We start from the raw sequence: 17,563 nt of genomic DNA, 5'->3' as shown, positions 1-17,563 counted from the left end.
CCTCGCCCACGCACAATTGCCTTGCAAATGGGAGGCGACCATATAAGAAATGTCGTGTTTCAGGTAGTTTGAGCGCCGGACATCTGCTCTGGGAGCCGGCGATGAACACTGACCGAGGCCCGGCTCAAACCCAGCCACTCGCGCGAGGCGTGTGCGCCTCCAGCCCTCAATGCTTCGACCCAAACGAATTCTGATCGCGAGATACCGCTCCGCAAAACGGCATGCGATACGCGTGGTCTTCCTCATCGACCTGCCGCATGCGGCGTTCGAGGTCAGCCAGATCGCTCGACGACGCGAGATAGTCGCCGTGCAACGAAACGTCACGGCTAGCAACCATTTTTCCGAGAAGGTGGGAAATGCGTGCAAACATGATGTGCTCCTTGTCGTGTAAAGGGCGGCGTTCGCCATATGGCGCCGCCACCCGACACAGTGCACATGACGTAGGTTCGGTGAACCCGCTTCACATGCACCGCTGATGTGAAGCAGATTAAGTCCCGTGAATTAGCTTCGAATGAGCATCGCACGCGGCGGGAAATGATCCAGTGCCGTCATCCAGCGCTAATTCTCATATTCGATCATGGACACAAATGGCGATCGATGCGAAAGTGCCCGACCGCGACCATGACTGGTATGAGAAGCACCCTGGAGACACATCAAATGAGCACCCTCACCGACTGCAGCGCCCCCACCCAATCGAGATCCAGACGCTACGGGCTCTTCGTCTGCCTCATGGCGGCGCTCGCCGGCCTGTTGTTCGGTCTCGATATCGGCGTGATTTCAGGCGCCCTGCCCTTTATCGCGAAGCATTTCGTTCTGAACGACCGCTCGCAGGAATGGATCGTCAGTTCGATGATGGTCGGCGCGGCGATCGGCGCACTGGGTGCCGGCTGGCTGTCATGGCGACTCGGACGCCGCTACGCGCTGGCGCTGGCGGCGACACTGTTCATCGTCGGCTCGCTCTGGTCGGGGCTCGCGGGCAGCCCGGCCGATCTGATCGGCGCACGCTTGCTGCTGGGACTTGCGGTCGGCATGGCGTCCTTCACGGCGCCGCTTTACCTGTCGGAGGTAGCGCCGCGCCAGGTGCGCGGGGCCATGATCTCCACGTATCAACTGATGATTACCGTCGGGATTCTGGCCGCCTTCCTGTCGAACATCGGCCTTTCCTATGTGGCCGACTGGCGCTGGATGCTGGGCGTGATCGCGATCCCGGCCGCGTTCTTTCTGGCAGGCGTGCTTGCTCTCCCCGACAGCCCGCGCTGGCTGCTCCAGCGCAACCGTGCAGCGGAAGCCCGCGCCGTCCTCCAGCGCCTTCACGGCAACCCCGCCGACGTGCAAGCCGAACTCGAACAGGTCACCGAAGACAACACGCGCCCCCAGCGAGGCTGGAGCCTGCTGCGCAAGAACCCGAACTTTCGTCGTTCCGTGCTGCTCGGCGTCGTGCTGCAGATCTTCCAGCAACTCACCGGCATCAACGTCGTGATGTACTACGCGCCGCGCATCTTCGAACTGGCCGGCTTCGGCACCCATGAGCAGCAATTGTGGGCTACCGTCATCGTCGGCCTCGTCAACGTCGTGGCAACCTTCGGCGCCATCGCCTTCGTCGATCGCTGGGGCCGCAAACCGATTCTCTATGCGGGATGCGCGGTCATGGCATTCGGCATGTGCTCGCTCGGGTTTCTTCTGCATGCGGGTGTGGCGGGTCTCACGGCACAGGTTCTGGCCGTCGCGGCGCTGCTGCTTTTCATCGCAGGCTTCGCCATGTCCGCGGGTCCGCTGGTGTGGATTCTCTGCTCGGAGATTCAACCCCAGCAGGGACGCGACTTCGGCATCGCTGTCTCGACCCTGGTCAACTGGGTGGCCAACATGGCTGTCGCGGCAACGTTCCTCAGCCTGTTGTCCACGGTTGGCGAAGCAAACACCTTCGTGCTGTATGCCGTGCTCAACGTGATCTTTGCGATCGTGGTGTTCTTTTATGTACCCGAGACCCGCGGTGTCTCCCTCGAGAAGCTGGGTAACGACCTGATGGCCGGCAAGCGCCTGCGTGATCTGGGCAAGGGCAATTAAAGGAAAATCGATGCTCGCCGAAACCAGAGTGTCGTCTCTATCAACGCGATCTGGCAATCTCGTCCACTTCACCGTGACGCCAGCACTGTCCCGCGAAGAATGGGAGGCGACGCTCGCGACAGTGCCCGACGACGCCCCGCTATGCCACGGCCCGGGCCGGCAGCAATGCTAACGATCACGCGCTGATACGCAAGAAACCTTTCGCCAGTTTCTGAACAGCTGGTCGGGCTTTGAAGCCGTCGGCGAAGCTGCTCGCCGCCTCGACTTACTGCCCCGACACCTGCTTCCTGATAAACGCGACGTACCCATTCTGCGTCTTCAGGATTTTGCTGGCGCAGTCGTCGTAATCCGAGCCCTTTGCGTTGTCCGGCCCATACATGCCACGACATTGTGCAAACAGCGTAAGCGTCGCGCCACCCGGTCGCGCGACGCGCGTCGCCGAGAACGACACCTTGCCCGAACTGTAAGGCACATCGGTTTCGATCGACACGGCGTCCGCGCGCGTGACGGAGGTATCCGAATGCTGTTCGACATAGCGCTTCGTCGCCGCCCACGCGGCGTCGCACTGCGCACCGTCGCAATCGACGGCCGCATTGCGCTGCGCTGCGGCAAGGCTGGTTTCGTTATGCGAGTACTCCTGCGCCTGGCGCGCCTCCTTTTCGGCAGACGAGCATCCTGCGAGCACGAGCGCGGCGAGCGCAACGACATGGATTGTTTTCACGAGCGGGCTTCCTTTGCGACGGTCGAGCGCGATTATAGCTGCGTGCCCTGAGCACTCACAGGTCCGTCCGGCTGCCCGCCCGGAATGCAATAACGCGCGCCCCGCTCTACACGGAACGCGCGTTCGCAGATGCCGGCGAAACCCGCGCGCGCGACTGTCACGGCGTCGCGTGCGGCGCGCGCGGCAAGTCTCGCCTGGACGTTGCCGCTTCGAAGCGACCTTAAATCGGCCTTAAAAGCGGCCTTAGAAGCAGCCTTAGAAGCGGTGACGGATGCCGACGGTGCCGACTACTTGCGAATCCGACGACGAAGCGCTCACGCCGACGATATGCGCGGTAATGCCCGAATTGCCCGTGCTGCCGACATGCTGATACGCCGCTTCGGCATACACGTCAGTGCGCTTGGACAGTGCGTAATCCGTTTGCAGCGTGACCTGGTGGTACTTCGGATCGACGCCTTGCAGGCTTGCATCGGTGTACGTGTACGCACCCGACAGCGTCCATGCCGGCGTGAGCGCGTAACGGCCGTTCACTTCGAAGTTGGTGAAGTGCGCGCCGTTGCCGTTCAGCGTGAAGCCGCTCGACGTGCCCGACGCCGATGCGCCGATCGACGTCGCATTCGCGAGCTGCGTCTGCGTGAACACAAAGCCGACGTTAGCCGGGCCGAACGCATAGCTGACGCCTGCGCCGTACGTGCGTTGACGCGAAGCCGTGAAGGTCGCGTCGCTGCTGACGGCGCCGCTCGAGTTGCTCGTGCCTGCGCCGTTCAGTTGCAGGTAAGCCGCCGCAACCTTCAGGCCGCCGAACGTGTACGTCGCGCCGACGCTATACGCACGGTTGTCCGCGAAGCCGTCCGCTTCGTTCGAGAAGCCGTACATCGCGCCGACCTTGAAGCCTGCGTAATCGACGCTCTGATACTTGACCGAGTTGCTGACGCGGAACGAGTTGTTCAGATTGTCGTTGTCGTACGGGTGCGAGGCGAGCGTGCCGCCGTATTGTGTGCCGTTCAGCGCGAGCGGGCCCAGATTGTCGACGAGATTGTCGTACTGGCGGCCGAGCGTGACGGAACCGTACTGGTTGCTCGAGAGCCCGACGAATGCCTGACGGCCGAACAGGCGGCTGTTCTGGCCCATGTTGCCCGTCGACAGATTGAAGCCGCTTTCCAGAGTGAAGATCGCCTTCAGACCGTTGCCGAGATCTTCCGAGCCGCGCAGGCCCCAACGGTTGCCGTTCAGGATGCCGCTGGCCTGCTGGATGTTGCTATGACCGCCAGAATTGCTGGAGTACGTCAGGCCCGTGTCGAGCAGGCCGTAGAGCGTGACTGAATTCTGAGCGTGCGCGGCACCGGCCGTGCCGAACAACGCGAGCGAGAGGGTCGAGAGTACGAGCTTTTTCATCTTTTCTCCATTTTCCCGATAACGAATGCTATCGTGGCGCGGAGAATATCTGATTGAATCGGTTTTGCGACTTTGTCGTTGCGTTTAAACCACCATTTAAATGCTTTCCCAATCTTCCCTGTAATGGCGTCCGTAATTTTTATGATGCAGTACTTCATGTGAAATGGGGCGCATCCCTCTCGCGAATGCGCCCCAAGTGCCCAATTCTAGCTGTTCCCGGAATACAGGCCTGCGGATTTTATGGGGTCGACTGTTAAAGCTGCAAGCTGTAACCGGTACATTTATCTTTCCCATTCTTATAATGGTAAGAAAATGCAATCCGATTGCCGCATTTCATCGCTGTCTAAATCTATCGATAAATAATTGATAAGTCCATGTATTGATTTTTAACTGGCAGCCGGGCATTGCACGCATCTCACCTTTGCCCGCCAGCAGGCATCTGAAAGCAGCCGCTGTTACCATCGCTCGCGCTGCGCCACCCGCCGCGCTTCCAGCACGCACCTTCGGCTCCTCCAACACATCACCTACGCTCGAACAGAAAGAGACATCCCGTGCATCTCACTGCCGCCCTGACCCCGTGGTCCGCCCACGACACACGCCTCGTTCTCTCGTGCGCGCTCGGCCTTGCGCTGATCATCGTCTTCATCAGCGCGCTCAAGCTCGCGCCGTTCCTGTCGATCCTGATCGGCACATTCGCTGCGGGCTTCGCCGCGCAGCTTCCGCTCGACGTCGTCGCCAGCTCGTTCAGCAAAGGCGCAGGCGCGCTGCTAGGCGACGTCGGCATCATCATTGCGCTCGGCGCGATGCTGGGCGCGCTGATGGCCGATTCGGGCGCGGCCGACCGGCTCGTGTCGACGATCCTCGAACATTCCACCCCACGCCGCCTGCCCTGGTTGATGGCGCTCGTCGCGATCATCATCGGCTTGCCGCTGTTCTTCGAAGTGGGTCTCGTGATGATGGTGCCCATCATCTTCGTGATGGCACGCCGCTCGCAGCAGCCGATCCTGCGTATCGCGATTCCCGCGCTCGCCGGCATGACCACGCTGCACGCGCTATTGCCGCCGCATCCGGGTCCGCTGATCGCGGTGAGCGCGCTGCATGCCGATCTCGGCATCACGCTCGGCCTCGGGCTGATCGTCGCGATTCCCGCCGTGATCCTCGCGGGGCCGCTCTATGGCATCGCGCTGTCCAAGCGCATGCGGATCGCCGAACCGGAGGAAATGGGCAAGCTGTTTCGCGCCGGGTCGACGCAAACCGAACTGCCCGGCTTCACCATATCGCTGGTGACGATTCTGATGCCCGTCGTGCTGATGCTCGGCCGCACGGTGGCGAAACTCGCGCTTGCAAAGGACACGCTGTTGTTCGACACGCTCGACTTTCTCGGCGAGCCGATCATCGCACTCGGCCTGACGGTGATTTTCGCGATCGTCGCGCTCGGCTGGTCGCGCGGCATGTCGCGCGATCGCGTCGGCGGCATCTTGCGCAAGAGCCTGCCGCCCATCGCGGCGCTGCTGCTGACGATCGGCGCGGGCGGCGGTCTGAAACAGACGCTCGTCGCCGCCGGCATCAGCACCACGATCGGCAAGATTGCCGTCGGCGCGCACATGCCGCTGCTGTTGCTCGCGTGGCTGATCGCCGTCGCGCTGCGTCAGGCGACGGGCTCGGCCACGGTCGCCACCACGACGACAGCGGGCATCGTGGCGCCTGTCGTCGCAGGGCTGTCAGCGACGCACAATTCGTTGATGGCGCTCGCCATCGGCGCGGGTTCGGTGTTCTTCTGCCACGTCAACGACGCGGGCTTCTGGATGGTCCGCGAATACTTCGGACTGCAACTGAAGCAGACGGTGTTCGTCTGGTCGATTCTGCAGACTATCGTTTCGGTGGTGGGGCTGGTGGGGACGCTGGTGTTGTGGGGCGTGTTGGGCTAAAGAGACCTCAGCGTTCGCTACGCCAGCTCAACACCTGCTACGACAGCGTGCTCAATCCACCACCTCCGGCTCTTCGATCGCCCGCATCAACAGATCGAGAAACACCTGCATCGTATGCGGCAGCGTGCGGCCCGCCATGGTCTGAACCTGGAGCGTGCGCTGATGCAATTCCGCATTCGTAATCGGCACCGCGGCCAATCCGTCGACGTCGAGCCGGCTGCGCACCGTCAGATAGCCCGTCAGCGTGACGGCATCCGTGTGCCGCACGAAGCTCTGCAGCGCGGCGTGATAGTTGCTGACGAACACCGGCTCGAAGATCAGCCCTTCGAGGCTGCATGAAATATCGAACAACTGCCGGATCGTCACGCCCTGGTTGTCCATGGCGAGCGGCCATGGCATGAGATCCTTCAACGACACCGACTCGCGCGCCGCCAGCGGATGCCCGCGCCGCACCAGCGCGAAAATCGGCGCGCGCTGCGAATAGTGCACATTGATCTCCTTCTCCGGCGCCAGGCTGAAACACACGGCGATATCGGTCGTCCCTTCCCTCACCCGCTGTGTCGCCACGGAAGGCGCGGAGACGTCGAGCTGAAAATGCGTCGACGGATACGTTTTCAGGAAATGCGCGAACACCTGCGGCAGAAAATGCGGCGCGACGCCTTCGGAACTGGCGACGCGGATCGTCGCCCGGCCCTCCTCGGCCAGTCCGCGAATCTCGCCGATCACACGCTCGGTTTCCAGCACGCTGCGCCGCGCGTAGTCGGCCAGCAGCCGTCCCGCATCGCTCAGCACCATGCCGCGCGGACGCCGCTCGAATAACGGCGTGCCGAGTTCCTCCTCGAGCTTGCCGATCTGCCGGCTCAGCGCCGACACGGCGACGAAGAGCCGCTCCGATGCCTTGCTCAGCGACCCGCTGCGGGCCACTTCCAGAAAGTAACGCAGTGCTGTGTTGTCCATGGCCGCTTTGCCGTTCCGGCAACGATTCGTGGCAAATATTGTAATTGTGCAGAAATATCGGCGACGGCACGATCGATTCGACTACTACCCCACGGATGTGCGCGCTGCCGCGCGAGAAGCAGGAGATCACCCATTGACTCGTGAAATCGCCATTCAAAACGCAGCCGGCCAATACGACTCCGGCCGCTTCCTCAACGATCTGCGCCGCCGCGTCGCATATCGCACGGAAAGCCAGGAAGCCGACAGCGGCGCACGCCTGCGCGGCTATCTCGACGACGAACTGACGCCGCTCCTCACCCAATGGGGCTTCACCTGCCGCGTCGTCGACAACCCGGCGAAGGGTGCGGGCCCGTTCCTCATCGCGCATCGCCACGAAGACGATGCCCTGCCCACGGTGCTCAGCTACGGCCACGGCGACGTCGTGCGCGGCTACGACGCGCAGTGGCGCGACGGCCTCACGCCGTGGGACGTCACCGTCGACGGCGAACGCTGGTACGGCCGCGGCACCGCCGACAACAAAGGCCAGCACAGCATCAATCTCGCCGCACTGAAAGCCGTGCTCGACGTGCGCGGCGGCAAGCTCGGCTTCAACCTGAAACTGCTGTTCGAAACGGGCGAGGAAGTCGGCTCGCCAGGTCTGCACGCACTGTGCACGCAACGGCGCGACGAACTCGCCGCCGATGTGCTGATCGCCTCCGACGGCCCGCGCCTGTCCGCGCATCGTCCGACGCTCTTTCTCGGCTCGCGCGGCCTCGTCAATTTCAAGCTCGAACTGACGCTGCGTGAAGGCGGCCATCATTCGGGCAACTGGGGCGGGCTGCTGCGCAATCCAGGCGTCGTGCTCGCCAACGCGATTGCGTCGATGGTCGATGCGAACGGCAAGATACTCGTCGAAGGGCTGCGTCCGCCGCCCATTCCCGACTCCGTGCGCCGCGCACTCGCCGGCATCGCCGTCGGCGGCAATCCCGGCGAACCTACCGTCGATACCGACTACGGCGAGCCTGGCCTCACGCCCACCGAGCGCGTGTTCGGCTGGAACAACCTCGAAGTGCTCGCGTTTCGCACCGGCAACCCCGACAAGCCCGTCAATGCGATTCCGCCGTCGGCCGTCGCGTTCATGCAGATCCGCTTCGTGGTCGGCACCGACTGGCAGCAGCTGGAACCCGTCGTCCGCGAACATCTGGACAGGCACGGCTTCGGCATGGTCGAGCTGAAGGTGGAGCGCGGCGCGCCCGCGACCCGCGTCGATCCCGACAACGCGTGGGTGCAGTGGGCGCTGCGCTCGCTGCGTCAGACGACAGGCGACGAACCCGTGCTGCTGCCGAACCTCGGCGGCACGCTACCCAACGACGTCTTCGCCGACGTGCTCGGCATGCCGACGCTATGGGTGCCGCACTCGTATCCCGGCTGCTCGCAGCACGCGCCGAACGAGCATCTGCTGGGCCCCGTCGTGCGCGACGGACTTCGCATCATGGCTGGACTCTTCTGGGATCTGGGCACGCAGGACAGCCACGCAACCAATCCCGCACCGCTTGCTTCGACAACCCTTGCATAAGGAAGTCGCAATGAACATGGATTCCGTCACCGCGCACCATCCGGGTCATCCGTCACACGAAGTGGTTTCGCCGCCCGTCCCGGGCAAGCGCGTCTCGCGCCTGATCATCGCGACATCGATCGGCAATGCGCTCGAGTTCTACGACCTGATCGCCTACGGCTACTTCGCGACCACGCTGTCGAAACTGTTCTTTCCCGCGCATGACGCGACGATTTCGCTGCTGCTCACGCTCGGCACGTTCGCGCTGTCCTATCTCGCACGGCCCATCGGCGCGCTCGTGCTCGGCTCGTATAGCGACCGCAAGGGCCGCAAGGCGTCGCTGACGCTGTCGATCGCGATGATGACGCTCGGCACCGGAATGGTCGCGCTGATGCCCACCTACGCGTCGATCGGATTGCTCGCGCCGATCGGCATTTTCGCGTCGAGGTTGTTGCAAGGCTTTTCGGCGGGCGGGGAGTTCGGCAGCTCGACGGCGTTCCTGATCGAACACGCGCCGGAGCGCAGCGGCTTCATGTCGAGCTGGCAGTTCTCCAGCCAGGGCGCCAGCACGCTGCTCGCGTCGGCGTTCGGCGCAGTGCTCACAGGCATGTTGACGCAACCGCAACTGGAAGGCTGGGGCTGGCGCATTCCGTTCCTGTTCGGCATGCTGATTGGCCCTGTCGGGCTGTACATTCGCCGGCGCATCGACGAGACGCCCGAATTCGAGCGCATCGAAAAAGCCCATTCCCCCGTGCGCGAGATGCTCGCGACGCAGAAGTCGCGCGTGCTGGCGTCGATCGGCGCGCTGGTGCTGACCACCACGGCCAATTACATGATTCTCTACATGCCGACCTACGCGTCGCGGCAACTCGGTCTGGCGCCTTCGTCGGGCTTCATCGCGACGCTGATCGCGGGGCTGGTCGTGACGGTGCTCACGCCCATCGTCGGGCACTGGTCGGACAAGGTGGGCCGCACGCGCATCATGCTCGGCGCGGGCGCGCTGTTTTTCCTGACTGTCTATCCGGCGTTCATGTTCATGAACGCGCACCCTTCGCTGCCGACACTGCTCGCCGCCGTCACGTGGGTCGCGCTGCTGAAGGCCACGTACTTCGCGCCGATTCCCGCGCTGATGGGCGAGCTTTTCCCGCCCCGCACACGCACCACGGGCATGGCGTTCGGCTACAACATCGGTACGACGATTTTTGGCGGCTTCACGCCGCTGGCGGTTGCGTCGCTGATCGCCGTGACGGGCAACAACCTCGCGCCGGGTCTCTATCTGATGATGGCCGCCGTCGTGAGCCTGCTGACGCTGGTCTGGGCACGGGCGCGGCTGAACGCACATTGAGTCGAATCCATCTGCAAGGAACACGCATCTATGCAACACGATTTGCCGCAGGAAATCCGCGAGGCCATCCAGTTTTCGATCGACCACGAATCGTCGTGGGATCGCCACGCCGACGGCAAGTTCGGCGTGCATGTGAACGATCCGCCGCCGTGGAACCGGTTGCTCGGACCGATCCATGACCGCGGACCGGTATCGGGCGCGGTGGCTGTCGACGGCCGGCTGCTCGCGAGCTGGGGCGAGCCGGATCGCGCCGACCTGACGTTCAGTATCGCGAAGACCTATCTCGCGATACTGGCAGGCGTCGCGCACGATCGCGGCCTGCTGCCCGATCCCGACGAGCCGGTGCGCGTGCGCGTACCCGGTATCGGCTTCGACGATCCGCACAACGCGCCCATCACCTGGACGCAGCTGTTGCAGCAGACGAGCGAATGGCAAGGCAAGTGCTTCAGCCTGGCCGATCAGGCCGATCACTATCGCGCCGTGACGTTCGGTGAGCCGCCCAACGGCAACAAGGGCGAGCTGCGCCCATTGCAGCCGCCCGGCACGTACTGGGAATACAACGACGTGCGCATCAACCAGCTGTCGCTCGCGCTGCTGCATCTGTTCGGCAAGCCTTTGCCCGAGGTGTTTCGCGAGGCCATCATGCGGCCGGTCGGCGCCAGCGAGAACTGGCAATGGGTCGGCTATGACGACGCGTGGATCGACATCGACGGCACGCGCGTGCAATCGGTGCCGGGCGGCTCGCACTGGGGCGGCGGCATGTCGGTGAGCGCGAACGATCAGCTGAAAGTCGCGCAGATGCTGCTCGACGGCGGCATGGCGAACGGACGCCGCGTGCTGTCGGCGCAATGGATTGCACGGATGCAAACGCCCTGCGCGCTCGCGCCGTACTACGGCTATCTGGTGTGGCTCAACACGGGGCGCCGCGTGTTTCCGGGCGTGCCGGAAACGAGTTACTTCGGCGTCGGCGCGGGCAGTTCGTTCATGTGGATCGAGCCGGAGCGGCGCATCGCGTTGATCGTGCGCTGGCTCGATTCGCAATTCGCGGATGCGTTCTTCGGCAAGATGCTGAATGCCATCGATAAGGTCTGTTCGCGGTAGCGGACGGTGACATGCGAAAGCGCGCCGCCTGCGGCGCGCTTTGCGTTCGCTGCACCGGGATGCGCTAGAGCGCCCGCCCGACGATCATCGGGTCCACGGGGCCGATCACGGCGAGCTCGCGATTCGCATAAGGCAGCTTATGCAGCACGAAGCGCATCGCATTGAGCCGCGCTCGCTTCTTGCAATCGGAACGCACGACAGTCCATGGCGTGTCGGCCGTGTCGGTGTGCGCGAACATCGCCTCCTTGGCTTGCGTGTACTCATCCCATTTGTCCAGCGACGCGAGATCGACGGGGCTGAGCTTCCATTGCTTGAGCGGATGCACCTTGCGTTCCTTGAAACGCCGTACCTGCTCCTCGCGGCTCACCGAAAACCAGAACTTCACGATGTGGATGCCGCTCTGCGCGAGATGCCGCTCGAACGCCGGCACCTGCTGCATGAAGTCTGCGTATTCGTCAGGCGTGCAGAAACCCATCACCCGCTCGACGCCCGCGCGGTTGTACCAGGAGCGGTCGAACAGGACGATCTCGCCCGCTGTCGGCAGATGCTGTACGTAGCGCTGGAAATACCACTGTCCGCGCTCCTGTTCCGTCGGCTTTTCGAGTGCGACCACGCGCGCGCCGCGCGGGTTCAGGTGCTCCATGAAGCGCTTGATGGTCCCGCCCTTGCCTGCCGCGTCGCGCCCTTCGAACAGGATGATCACGCGTTGCCCTGTTTCGCGCACCCAGGCCTGCAACTTCAGCAACTCCACCTGCAAGCGGTACTTCTGCTTCTCGTATGCCTTGCGCGACATCAGGTTCAGATACGGATAACCGCCTTCGCGCCATGCGGGCGAGAGTTCGTCATCGGGATGACGGTTGCGGGTGGGCCTCCATGCCGCGGGGTTGCCTTCCAGCAGCAAGCTGCGCAGCGCGCTGACCTCGTCGGCGGACATGCCGTCCATCAGCGTCTTCAGTGAATCGAGCGCCGTCTCCCCATCTAGGACTGCGCCCGTCTCGATCAGCGACTGCACCGTGTTTGCGAGCAGATCGTTAGCGGCGCCGACGGCGTGACTGGTTTGCGCGAGTTCCGCCGACTTCGCGGTGCGCCCCGGAATCACGTCGCCACGCGACACCTGTCGCGCAGCACCGCGCGCATCCGGCTGCCTGGCAGTGGAGACAGGCGATGATGCCGCTTGCGCCTGAACGCTTGAATTGTCTTGTTGCCCGGTCAACGTGATGACCTCCCGTTTATTCTGTTTTTTCGAACGGCCCGCCTGAGGCGCGATATCGCTGCGCCCGGCACGCAGACCGTGGCGTCATGCACGTCACGCGGATGCGTCCGCCCGCCTGATGATGGTGTACAAACTGTCCTTGAGCCGCAGCTTCTCTTTCTTGAGGACTTCGATGCTGTGGCTGTCACCGTGCACGACGCCCGTCTCCATGTTGTGAACCTGATGATCCAGTTCGTTGTGGCGCTCGAAAAGCCGGGCGAAATGCGCGTCTTCTTGCTTAAGACGCGCGATCAGATCGCGATACTCAGGAAACATGGCACCTCCTCGTACGGTCAAAGTGAAACGCTTGCGTTCATTCTCGCACCGCGACGATGGTTCGCAACTAGTACGGATGGCTAATTACTGTGTCATGTGGTCGCACGGTTCACGGCCGGAAAGCCGCGCATGATCTGCGTCAAGTCACGCGCCATCCTGCGGTTGACGGTACCGTTCATCCGTCACTGTCCGCCGCCATCCAGCGACGTCAGAATGCGGTGCGCCGCCTCGACCCGGTCCGCGATCGGGAAGTTCCGGTTGCCGAGAATCACGATGCCCATGCGCCTCGCCGGCACGAACGCCACGTAAGAACCGAAACCGTTGGTCGAGCCCGTCTTGTTGATCCATACGTCGTCTTTCGGCGCTTGCGGCGGCTCGATCTTCGTGACGGGCGTGGCATCGAGCGCCATCGCGGGCGCGTTGCCTTCCATCAGCGCGTCCAGCGAAACGGGATACGGATATTGCTCCCAGATCAGATCCTGCGTCATCGGGCCTGCCTGGAAGTAGCCCGTATGCGTGTCGGTGATCGCACGTTGCAGTTGCGCGTCGAGCTTGACCTGCTTCATGTTCGCTTCGATGAAGCGCAGCATGTCGGCGGCCGTCGATTTCACGCCGTAGGCCTCCGGCGCAAACTCACCGCCTGCCATGCGGATCGGTTTGCCCGTCTTCGTATAGCCTTGCGCGTAGTCGGGCGCTCTACTGGCAGGAACGTCGATGAAACTGTTCTTGAGGCCGAGCGCAGGAAAAAGCCGCCGCTCGATCAGCGCGGTGAAATCCTGTCCCATGCTCTTTGCCGTGATCATGCCCAGCGCGCCGATGCCGGGGTTCGCATACGTGCGGACCGTACCCGGCGCATGAGCGGGATGCCAGGCCGCGAACCAGCGGATCATCTGAGCGTCGTTGCCGATGTCGTCGGGCACCTGCAAGGGCAGACCGCCCGGCGTATGGGTGCCGAGATTGAGCAGGCTCACGTTGCCGAACTGCGTGCCGCGCAGCGTAGGAAGATACTTCGCGACGCTGTCGGTCAACGACAGGCGGTTGTCGACCTGCGCCCACGACGTCAACGTGGCCGTGAACGTCTTGCTGACCGAGCCGAGTTCGAACAACGTTGAGTCGGTGACGGGCTTGCCCGTTTCCGTCGATGCCACGCCGTAGTTGAACACGACCGCCCTGCCGTCGACGATCACGCCGACGGCCATGCCCGGAACCTGGTCTTTCGTCATCAGCGGCTGGATGGCCGCGTCGACCGCGCGTTTCAGCTTGTCTTGCGCCGCCTCGGCCGCATGGCCCGCACCCGAGGTCATCCACATCGCGCAGAGCATGACTGCAACCCGCGCGCTCACCGTACCGGACTTCATCGCTTCGTTTCCTCTCTTTCAGATGTTCGCAACCAGCGCTCCGACCTGCGCGATCGCCGCGTCGCGCTGCGTCGCGGTAGCTTGAGTGGCGCCCGTCAGATATGCCACGACCAGAACCGGCGCCCGCCCTTCGGGCCAGACGACGGCGATATCGTTCGAGGTACCCCGCTCGCCCGTGCCCGTCTTGTCGCCGACGCGCCAGGCCTTCGGCAAGCCCGCGCGCAGCCGCGTGTCGCCCGTCTTGTTGGCCGCGAGCCAGGCCGTGAGCTGCTCGCGCGACGCAGCGGACAAATGCTCGCCGAGCAACAGCGCACGCAGGTCGGCGAGCATCGCGGCGGGCGTGGTCGTATCGCGTGGATCGCCTTGCGTCGCTTCGTTGAGCGTCGGCTCGTTGCGGTCGAGCCGCGTGACCCGATCGCCGATACTGCGTGCAAAGGCCGTCAGCGCCGCCGGGCCCCCGATGCTATCGAGCAGCAGATTGGCAGCCGTGTTGTCGCTGCGCGTGATGGTCGCTTCGCACAATTCGCCGACTGTCATGCCGTCGCCGCCTGCGCGCGGCCCGCTGACGGGCGAATTCGCCACCACGACCTCCTTCGCATAGACGATCTTGCGCCCAAGCTGTTCTTTGCCTTGGTCCTTGCGCACCAGCACCGCCGACGCGAGCAGGAACTTGAACGTGCTGCACATCGGAAAGCGCTCGTGCATGCGCCAGCCCTGCGGCTTCGAACTTGCCGTATCGAGTATGGCGACGCCCAGCCGCCCGCCCGCTTGCGCTTCGATCCGGGCAAGTTGTCGCGCCAGATCGCTCGTGTGCGGCGTTCCGCGTGACGCCGACGCCGCCGCGCCGAACGCATGAGCCGCAACGCCAGCTAACCCACTGCCCATCAACGTGAATGTGAATGTCCGCCTCGTGACCATTGCTCCTCCTTGAAGTGCCGCCACTATCGCGTTTTCGCAGCCGGCTGACAAACGATGATAAATTGCTCGATGCCCCAGAATTTCTAATGACTCGAACATGCGACCGTATCTCCCGCTGAACGCGCTGCGCGCCTTCGAATCGTCGGCCCGGCATTTGAGCTTCACGCGCGCCGCAGTCGAACTGAACGTCACGCAGGCGGCCGTCAGCCAGCAGGTGCGCATGCTCGAAGAGCGCCTCGGCGCGACGCTCTTCAAGCGCCTGCCGCGCGGCCTCGCAATCACCGATGAAGGACTCGCGCTGCGCCCCGTGCTCAGCGACGCGTTCGACCGCATCGAGGCCGTGTTGCGGCAGTTCGAAGGCGGGCATTTTCATGAGGTGCTGACGGTCGGCGCGGTCGGGACGTTCGCGGTCGGCTGGCTGATGCCGCGCCTGAAGGCGTTTCACGACGCGCATCCGTTCATCGAGTTGCGTCTGCTGACCAACAACAATCTCGTCGATCTCGCCGCCGAAGGCCTCGACTTCGCGATCCGTTTCGGCGACGGCACCTGGCCCGGCTCGCGGGCGCAGAAGCTGTTCGATGCGCCGCTTTCGTTGCTGTGCACGCCGGAGATCGCGCAACGCCTGCAGACGCCCGCCGATCTCGCCGGTGAAAAGCTGCTGCGCTCGTATCGCGCCGACGACTGGGCAAACTGGTTCGCGGCAGCGGGCCTTGCGCCGCGTCCCGTGCGCGGCCCCGTGTTCGATTCGTCGCGGCTGATGGTCGAAGCGGCCATGCAAGGCGCGGGCGTCGCGCTCGCGCCCGCTTCGATGTTCGAACGCGATCTGTCGATGGGACGTCTCGCGCGTCCGTTCGATATCGACGTGCACGCGGGCAGCTACTGGCTCACCTGGCAAAAGGCAAAACCTGCAACGCCCGCGATGCGTGCGTTCAGTCTGTGGATCGTGAAGGAAGTGGATGAAGGCGCGGCGAGCGGCGATGCGCCCGGCGAACCGGGCTTCGGAAAGACGCCTGCCCCGGCGCAATGAGCACGCGTGTCGCCGCAACGGCGGCACGCGTGGCCCCGGGATACATCACATCTCCGTCAGATGTTCAGCGACGGATCTGTCGCGCGGCTGTCCGCCGAGCTTGATGTGCGGCACCATCATCACCGACAGCACCGCGCCCACGCAGATCACGAAGATCGACAGGAACGTCAGATGCAGCGAGTGATGCAGCGCCGCGCGCACCATGTCGTTGCTCGAGATCGCGGCTTGCGCGGCGTTGGGCGTCGCGTCCAGCAGCGAGCGCAACTGGTCCGACGTGATCGCCATGCCCTTGTAATGGCTCAACCCGAAGTTCAGCACCGCACCGAAAATCGCCGCGCCGAGCGTGCTGCCCAGATTGCGCGAGAACAGGTTCGATGCCGTCGCGGAGCCGCGTTCGAGCGGCTGCACGATCTCCTGGATCAGGATCAGCGAACTGACGCTCACGATCCCCATGCCCAGCCCCATCACGAGCGAACCGACGCCCGCGAGCACGGGCGAGCCGTCCGGTTGCAGCAACGCAAACGCAATCGCGCCAAGCGGCAGGAAGAAGCTGCCGCCGACCATCGTGCGCCGCAGCCCGAGCCGGTGAAACGATCTCGCGGTGAAGGTCGCGCCCGACGGCCAGCCGAGCATCACCATCGTCAGCGCGAGACCCGCGACCACGGGCGACTGATGCAGCACGCCCTGCACGTACATCGGCAGAAAGGTGGTCAGGCCCATCAACGCCATGCCCGACAGCACGGTCGCCGCATTGCACGCGGCAATGGGACGATGGCTCCACAACTTGAACGAGATCATCGGCTCCGGCACGCGCCGTTCATGCCACACGAACAGCGCGGAGGACACGACGAACAGCGCGACTTCGAACAGCGCCCGTGCGTCGTTTTCCGAGCCTGCATCCGTGAGCGCCATCATCAGCGCGCCGATTGCGATGGTGAACAGCACCGCGCCCATGATGTCGATCGACGGCCGTTGATGGCGCTTCTCTTCATGCAGGTATTGGATAAACCCAAACGCGGCCAGAATGCCGATCGGCACGTTGATCCAGAAAATCCACGACCACGACAGATCGCGGATCAGAAGACCGCCCGCCATCGGACCGATCACCGCCGAGATTGCCCAGACGCTTGCGAGATAGCCCTGAATCTTGCCGCGCTCGCGAGCCGGATACAGATCGCCGACGATGGTCAGCGTGACGGGCTGGATCGCGCCCGCGCCCACGCCCTGAATCAGCCGGAACACGATCATCGCGGGCATCGACCACGCGAAGCCCGCGCCGAGCGAGCCGATCAGGAAGATCACGATCCCCACCAGCACGGTCGGCTTGCGGCCGTACAGGTCGGCAAGCTTGCCGAACACGACGGTCATTGCCGTTTGCGCCAGCAGGAACGACGAGAAAACCCAACTGTAAAGACGCAGGCCGCCTAGCTGGGTGACGATCTGCGGCATGGCCGTCGAGACGATGGTGGCCTCGATGGCCACCATCGCCATCGATGCCATCACCGCCGTGATGACGAGATGACGCTTCGTCTGAGGATGAGTCGACATGGGGGGATGTAGTTGTGTGCGGCGCTGGAACGTCGAAAGCTCGCTGAAACAGGATGCTCCAGGCGAGCCGGGGCGAAGCGCGCAAAGAAATGTATGCTACCGCTTAATTGCGCTGCCTGCACTCGGATTGTGCGCGCAT

The 17,563-nt window shown here is 63.7% G+C and carries 15 protein-coding genes; 6 read left to right on the top strand and 9 right to left on the bottom strand.

Annotation, left to right across the window (positions count from 1 at the left end; translation table 11 throughout):
* Positions 1–166 precede the first annotated feature (166 nt).
* Positions 167–370 carry a DUF3563 family protein gene (locus tag C2L66_RS07590; protein ID WP_060600948.1) on the bottom strand — a complete coding sequence of 68 codons (204 nt, stop codon included), beginning with the start codon at positions 368–370 and terminating at the stop codon, positions 167–169.
* A gap of 287 nt (positions 371–657) precedes the next feature.
* On the opposite strand from C2L66_RS07590, the gene C2L66_RS07585 reads away from it, so the two are divergent.
* Positions 658–2,064, top strand: a complete 1,407-nt coding sequence (locus tag C2L66_RS07585) for a sugar porter family MFS transporter (protein WP_060600950.1) — start codon at positions 658–660, stop codon at positions 2,062–2,064.
* A gap of 265 nt (positions 2,065–2,329) precedes the next feature.
* Here C2L66_RS07585 and C2L66_RS07580 read toward each other — a convergent pair whose 3' ends face one another.
* Positions 2,330–2,785 carry a hypothetical protein gene (locus C2L66_RS07580; RefSeq protein ID WP_054930519.1) on the bottom strand — a complete coding sequence of 152 codons (456 nt, stop codon included), beginning with the start codon at positions 2,783–2,785 and terminating at the stop codon, positions 2,330–2,332.
* 255 nt (positions 2,786–3,040) lie between these two features.
* A complete protein-coding gene (locus C2L66_RS07575; RefSeq protein ID WP_054930520.1) occupies positions 3,041–4,180 on the bottom strand; it encodes a porin in 1,140 nt (379 codons plus the stop codon).
* A 551-nt stretch (positions 4,181–4,731) separates the two neighbouring features.
* Between C2L66_RS07575 and C2L66_RS07570 the strand changes: the two genes are divergently transcribed.
* Entirely contained in the window at positions 4,732–6,108 is a 1,377-nt protein-coding gene (locus C2L66_RS07570; RefSeq protein WP_060600953.1) for a GntT/GntP/DsdX family permease, read from the top strand.
* A 51-nt stretch (positions 6,109–6,159) separates the two neighbouring features.
* On the opposite strand, the gene C2L66_RS07565 is transcribed toward C2L66_RS07570, so the two are convergent.
* Complete coding sequence (locus tag C2L66_RS07565; RefSeq protein ID WP_054930522.1) at positions 6,160–7,065, bottom strand: LysR family transcriptional regulator; 906 nt, start codon at positions 7,063–7,065, stop codon at positions 6,160–6,162.
* A gap of 133 nt (positions 7,066–7,198) precedes the next feature.
* Here C2L66_RS07565 and C2L66_RS07560 point away from each other — a divergent pair, with 133 nt between their 5' ends.
* The 3 genes from C2L66_RS07560 to C2L66_RS07550 are packed head-to-tail and all read left to right on the top strand — an operon-like array spanning position 7,199 to position 11,045.
* Complete coding sequence (locus C2L66_RS07560) at positions 7,199–8,620, top strand: M20 family metallopeptidase (protein WP_060602680.1); 1,422 nt, start codon at positions 7,199–7,201, stop codon at positions 8,618–8,620.
* 10 nt (positions 8,621–8,630) lie between these two features.
* Entirely contained in the window at positions 8,631–9,944 is a 1,314-nt protein-coding gene (locus tag C2L66_RS07555) for an MFS transporter (RefSeq protein WP_060600956.1), read from the top strand.
* Positions 9,945–9,974: 30 nt separating this feature from the next.
* Positions 9,975–11,045 (top strand): serine hydrolase domain-containing protein, encoded by a 1,071-nt coding sequence (locus C2L66_RS07550; RefSeq protein WP_060600959.1) that lies wholly within the window; start codon positions 9,975–9,977, stop codon positions 11,043–11,045.
* A gap of 64 nt (positions 11,046–11,109) precedes the next feature.
* Here C2L66_RS07550 and ppk2 read toward each other — a convergent pair whose 3' ends face one another.
* The 4 genes from ppk2 to bla all read right to left on the bottom strand — a co-directional run bounded on the left by ppk2 (position 11,110) and on the right by bla (position 14,816).
* A complete protein-coding gene (gene ppk2, locus C2L66_RS07545; RefSeq protein WP_060600962.1) occupies positions 11,110–12,159 on the bottom strand; it encodes a polyphosphate kinase 2 in 1,050 nt (349 codons plus the stop codon).
* Positions 12,160–12,351: 192 nt separating this feature from the next.
* Entirely contained in the window at positions 12,352–12,573 is a 222-nt protein-coding gene (locus C2L66_RS07540; protein WP_060600964.1) for a YdcH family protein, read from the bottom strand.
* A gap of 182 nt (positions 12,574–12,755) precedes the next feature.
* Complete coding sequence (gene ampC / locus C2L66_RS07535; RefSeq protein WP_409372588.1) at positions 12,756–13,895, bottom strand: class C beta-lactamase; 1,140 nt, start codon at positions 13,893–13,895, stop codon at positions 12,756–12,758.
* A 54-nt stretch (positions 13,896–13,949) separates the two neighbouring features.
* Complete coding sequence (gene bla / locus C2L66_RS07530; protein WP_063803369.1) at positions 13,950–14,816, bottom strand: class A beta-lactamase; 867 nt, start codon at positions 14,814–14,816, stop codon at positions 13,950–13,952.
* Positions 14,817–14,946: 130 nt separating this feature from the next.
* Between bla and C2L66_RS07525 the strand changes: the two genes are divergently transcribed.
* Positions 14,947–15,876 (top strand): LysR family transcriptional regulator, encoded by a 930-nt coding sequence (locus C2L66_RS07525; protein ID WP_060600973.1) that lies wholly within the window; start codon positions 14,947–14,949, stop codon positions 15,874–15,876.
* A gap of 45 nt (positions 15,877–15,921) precedes the next feature.
* Here the strand turns inward: C2L66_RS07525 and C2L66_RS07520 are convergent, their stop codons facing one another.
* Positions 15,922–17,424: an MDR family MFS transporter gene (locus C2L66_RS07520; RefSeq protein WP_103323687.1), complete on the bottom strand. Its 1,503-nt coding sequence runs from the start codon at positions 17,422–17,424 to the stop codon at positions 15,922–15,924.
* Between the last annotated feature and the right edge of the window lie 139 nt (positions 17,425–17,563).

Source organism: Paraburkholderia caribensis (assembly GCF_002902945.1).
Classification (GTDB): domain Bacteria; phylum Pseudomonadota; class Gammaproteobacteria; order Burkholderiales; family Burkholderiaceae; genus Paraburkholderia; species Paraburkholderia caribensis.
Note: the sequence above shows the minus strand (reverse complement) of the source record. Positions and strands in the feature narration are given on the sequence as shown.

Coding starts and splice junctions, on each gene's coding strand:
- C2L66_RS07525 (WP_060600973.1), top strand. CDS start 14,947: ATGCGACCGTATCTCCCGCTGAACGCGCTGCGCGCCTTCGAATCGTCG.
- C2L66_RS07590 (WP_060600948.1), bottom strand. CDS start 370: ATGTTTGCACGCATTTCCCACCTTCTCGGAAAAATGGTTGCTAGCCGT.
- C2L66_RS07575 (WP_054930520.1), bottom strand. CDS start 4,180: ATGAAAAAGCTCGTACTCTCGACCCTCTCGCTCGCGTTGTTCGGCACG.
- C2L66_RS07585 (WP_060600950.1), top strand. CDS start 658: ATGAGCACCCTCACCGACTGCAGCGCCCCCACCCAATCGAGATCCAGA.
- ampC (WP_409372588.1), bottom strand. CDS start 13,895: ATGCTCTGCGCGATGTGGATGACCTCGGGTGCGGGCCATGCGGCCGAG.
- C2L66_RS07520 (WP_103323687.1), bottom strand. CDS start 17,424: ATGTCGACTCATCCTCAGACGAAGCGTCATCTCGTCATCACGGCGGTG.
- C2L66_RS07565 (WP_054930522.1), bottom strand. CDS start 7,065: ATGGACAACACAGCACTGCGTTACTTTCTGGAAGTGGCCCGCAGCGGG.
- C2L66_RS07555 (WP_060600956.1), top strand. CDS start 8,631: ATGAACATGGATTCCGTCACCGCGCACCATCCGGGTCATCCGTCACAC.
- C2L66_RS07550 (WP_060600959.1), top strand. CDS start 9,975: ATGCAACACGATTTGCCGCAGGAAATCCGCGAGGCCATCCAGTTTTCG.
- C2L66_RS07540 (WP_060600964.1), bottom strand. CDS start 12,573: ATGTTTCCTGAGTATCGCGATCTGATCGCGCGTCTTAAGCAAGAAGAC.
- bla (WP_063803369.1), bottom strand. CDS start 14,816: ATGGGCAGTGGGTTAGCTGGCGTTGCGGCTCATGCGTTCGGCGCGGCG.